Raw genomic sequence first — 2702 nt, 5'->3', positions numbered from 1 at the left:
GTTTTGAACTCTGTACTAGGCTGAGTTGAATTGATTAGACGAAAATCAGAGATTGATTCCCACTCATCTACACCTGATATTTTTAAACCGTAGTTTAAGTAAGCAACACTAAACAAAGTACCTGCTCGATTTACACAAACTCTGTAGATTGTTTTAACGCCAATCGTATCCAATTTTTTTTCCCGAGCAAAAACTCTGACTACGCCGGGGTTACAAGCTCCTAAGTAGTCCGTTTGAGAAAAATCATATACCGGCAAGCCAGTTGGACTAATTCGATCATCTTGATTTGATGGAGGTGAACTATCTTCAGTATATGATGTACCGACACAACCTTTAAGAGCATTTGACATGAAGTTTTCAAAGCCAATATATGTAATAACCCCACCACCATTAGGAATATCAAAATAATGCCCTGCAATATGACGCCAAATACGTAACAACTGCTCATATGCTTGCTTGACTTCAACTGGATTAACTATTGAGTGGGGTAAAGTAGCTTCTGGAAGTTTCGCATGCAACAACCTACACCTAATGTCTTTATACTGACTCTTAATGATGTAAGCCACTGGATCTTGCCCAGCTTCAGCTAAATGCTCAGTTAAATCGATTTTTTCGTGAATCACACTCAAGCTTCGCTTAAACCAAACCCCTTCACGTTCTTTTCGTTTTTTAGGAACTACCTCATTCAATAACGCTTCAAAACCTAAAAACAAATTTCGGTACGCTTCAAATAAGTCACTAGATGATTGAGAAAGTCGATAATACCTAAATGATTCGCTCCATATCGGCTCAGGCTCTTTTTGGGTTGGTATATTATTCCCCTCACTATCAGTCATTTTGACCTCAAGAGACAACCCCATCGAAAAGTCATGCAAAGCATAATGAAATAAAACCAGATTTCCTTCTCTGGAGCATACCCCTACGTTATTACGTGTTGGGTCTACAGTAATAATCGATGTGATTTTTCTAACAGATAGGATGTCTAAAGCCCTTTGAACCTGTTCAAACCCCAAAATTAAAACATCTTCCCTTGATAGCTTCTGTGTTGTTCTAGCGGCAACATCATTAATCCCTGAAATAAATTCAACTTGCCATTCTCCGCAAGGTGAGTTGTAGAGATAGCTTATTGGTGATGTAGCAGAAAGTGTAAGTGCAATACCAGAAACATAACGTCCATCTGCACTATCTGTACCTGCGATAAATAGATTACCTTTATATGCCACCGTATTCTCCTAAAAACCTAACGCCCGCCTAAGGGGCTGGCAACGCATAACAACCAAACTTAAACACAACAACCATAACCACTGCGGCTCATTGGGACTGGAAACGCCGAGCGTTGACAGTCCCTCTTGAGGCGTTTGTTATGTGCCGATGCTCGAACATCAGAACAACAACTAATGTGAAGACTACTACCAACCAAAAAATAAGGTTTTAATGCGACTTGGCACAGTCGCAGGTCTAATATTTACGATATCTGAACTTTGAAAATTGTATTTATCAGGAGATTCATCAGCGGTTGGCTCAAAAGCCACCTTGTCTCGCACACTTAAATCGTAGAGTATGACTCCAGACCTCAATCTCACATCAACTTTGTACAAATCCCAGTGTAAATTAGAGCCACATTTTGACCTTAACTCATCTGGGATCTCAATTAGTGGCATTGTTCTCTCCGTTTCAACTCGTATGCACATAACGCCCGATTAAGCAGTGAGCAACGCCTAAACCAACTTAACGCATAGCAACGTAACCACTCATGCCAAGCATAACGATAATGCTATGCGTTGCGAATCTGTCTTGAATCGATTGTTAGGTCACGACCAAATTAGTCTAACATGTCTCGTTACGTATTGATTATCAAATGGAATTGAAGATGTAGACAAAAATCGAAGCCGAAGTATTTGTCATAGCTCTACCTTGAGGTCTTGCGGGCGTCACTCTTCAATCGTGCCCCGATTAAGGTGCGCACGAAAGCGCCTCAAGGGTATCATAGAAATGACTAATATTCGTCTTTTTTGCCTTCTTTCTTCTATGCCCTATTTGCTCTTCCATACTCGCTCGACACCGTCTTACATTGTTCATGTGATCCCGTCGTGACCTAACGCCCGCCTAAGGGGCTGGCAACGCATAACAACTAAACTCAAACACAACAACCGTAACCACCGCGGCTCATCGGGACTGGAAACGCTACGCGTTGACAGTCCCTCTTAAGGCGTTTGTTAACTGGCCAGTGCTTATGATTTTCACTGCACTTTTAACAAACAGAAAGAAGGTTACTCTACTCTTCGTTTGGTGTTTTCACATCTCGCGCAGGCTTTCTTAGCATAAAAAATCCGCAAGCTTCTCGCGTTGCTGTCGTAGGTTGTTCCCAAGCACCACAAAGATCCTTGAGATTATTTTTAGCTCTTTCGAAATGACGACACTGACCACAACGAAACATTTGCAAACTCCTTTTGCTCAGATGCTTTTGATATTTCCATTTTGCCAGTTAACGCCCGGCTAAGGGGTTGACAACGCACCGCCGAACTCAAAAAACACACTGTAAACACTGAACTTCAATTTTGCACTAAAGCCGCCAAGCGTTGGCAATCCCTCTTGAGCCGTTTGTTATGCAGTTTTTTAACCAATACTCAGTATAGAGAACGAATTACTTAGCCAAACTTATCTTTAGCTGCCACAATTCGCACTGTCATTTACTACCAATT

The 2702-nt window shown here is 41.4% G+C and carries 2 protein-coding genes; both read right to left on the bottom strand.

The annotated features are described in order from the left end of the window. Positions 1 to 1223: hypothetical protein (locus AACQ21_RS06475; protein ID WP_069648531.1), on the bottom strand; the 1223-nt coding region annotated here is incomplete at its 3' end. 1052 nt (positions 1224 to 2275) lie between these two features. Beyond that, a complete protein-coding gene (locus tag AACQ21_RS06470; protein WP_000488088.1) occupies positions 2276 to 2437 on the bottom strand; it encodes a hypothetical protein in 162 nt (53 codons plus the stop codon). Positions 2438 to 2702: the final 265 nt, after the last annotated feature.

Origin of the sequence: Vibrio sp. V01_P9A10T6, from assembly GCF_963877065.1 — a bacterium.
Classification (GTDB): Bacteria; Pseudomonadota; Gammaproteobacteria; order Enterobacterales; family Vibrionaceae; genus Vibrio; species Vibrio anguillarum.
Note: the sequence above shows the minus strand (reverse complement) of the source record. Positions and strands in the feature narration are given on the sequence as shown.

Coding starts and splice junctions, on each gene's coding strand:
- AACQ21_RS06470 (WP_000488088.1), bottom strand. CDS start 2,437: ATGTTTCGTTGTGGTCAGTGTCGTCATTTCGAAAGAGCTAAAAATAAT.